Annotated in this window: 2 protein-coding genes and 1 pseudogene; 1 reads left to right on the top strand and 2 read right to left on the bottom strand. The window is 46.1% G+C overall.

What is annotated here, in order from left to right; all coding sequences use genetic code 11:
- Window positions 1-368, top strand: a pseudogene (locus A3756_RS28075) (hypothetical protein); the annotation flags it as partial.
- A 1-nt stretch (window position 369) separates the two neighbouring features.
- On the opposite strand, the gene A3756_RS20415 reads toward A3756_RS28075, so the two are convergent.
- Both A3756_RS20415 and A3756_RS20410 read right to left on the bottom strand, forming a co-directional pair.
- Window positions 370-783, bottom strand: coding sequence for a CBS domain-containing protein (locus A3756_RS20415; RefSeq protein WP_082870359.1), 414 nt, complete (start codon window positions 781-783; stop codon window positions 370-372).
- A gap of 94 nt (window positions 784-877) precedes the next feature.
- On the bottom strand, window positions 878-1300 hold a 423-nt coding region (locus A3756_RS20410), incomplete at its 5' end, for a GNAT family N-acetyltransferase (protein ID WP_068554469.1).

Below are 1300 nucleotides of genomic sequence, written 5' to 3'. Positions count from 1 at the left end.
TAATGGGTGTTGGGAGTGTTCTTGGTTTGCCTGAAGGTGATCAGGATGTGCGCGCTAGTCATCAATCGTCTGAAAAATATGTGCGAACACGAAATCAGTTTGACGAGGGAGCGACCTTTGCAAAGTTAGCGAGCTTGGTAAGTAAAGGCGCGACAATTAGAACGACGCAGCTCTCTGAAGAGTTTACCTATGAGGACTATTTACAGCTCCATGGTAATCGGCTGACGCTATTGTTTGCGATTCGTCCAGATAAGCAGGTTGTGCCTTTAGGCAGAACAGATGCAAAGCCTTCAGTTGGATGGGAAATGATTAGTTTAATACAGCCTGAGCCAAACCCTGAAGGGCTGGCTCAGTCTAGTAGTTCATGATCTAGTTGTCACCGTGGTGAGGATGGTCAATACGGTTGATCAGTGCGCGAGCAAAGTCTTGACGAGTAATAATGCCAACAAGCTTGCCGCCGTCCATAACCGGTAGTCGTCGTCGGCCAGAAGTGAAGAACTCTGCGCAGACAATGATATCATCTTCTTGTTCAACCATGTCTAGCTCGGTCGTCATGTGATCGGCGACTCGATCACCTACTGATTGGTAGTAGCCGTCATTTAGAGCTTCTTTCAAACAATCCAATTCTGAAAGAATACCAACCAGCTTCCCTTCATTATCTATTACCGGTGCGCCCGAACGGCCTTTTTTTACCAGAGTTCTTAAAGCCGTAATAACGCTGTCTTCAGGTTTGAAGGATAAAACATTTGGGCTCATATAATCTTTTATTTTTACGGAATGCACGTCACTTGCTCCTTATTCTGTACAGACTGGGTCATGGCATGAAGCCGATTTAGACACCGTTGTAAGATACACTATGGAGGATATCTGGGGAAAATCAAGCAAGCGGGTGCTTCATTAGGGTGAGTTTTCGTCCTTGTCGAAGATAGCGACGAAGAGATTCAGCGATATAAGGAGGAGCCTGTTCTATATTCTGAAGCTGAAAGCCAATTTGAGCATAAAAGTCTTTAAGCCACTCAAAAGGAAAGCACCAGCACTCGCGATTTGTCAGGTGTGGTTTTAGTTCGGTAAGTAGCCTGCTTCCTATGCCTTGCCGCTGCTCGGATGGAACCACGACCATGCTGCGTAGAATCAGATATTGATCGCTCTTGACCAGGCGAACAGCCGCAACGATTTTATTGTTTGAGTTGTTATTTCTAAGGATGTAAACCTCGTCTTCTTTACCGACGTGGGAATGGTAGTTCGCTTGTTTATAGAATTGCTTGGCGAGAGGAAAGCGAGGCGGGTCGAGTCGTTCCAG

The organism is Oleiphilus sp. HI0086, assembly GCF_001635225.1.
The sequence above is the reverse complement of the archived record's forward strand: the minus strand, read 5'-3'. Positions and strand labels throughout refer to the sequence as shown.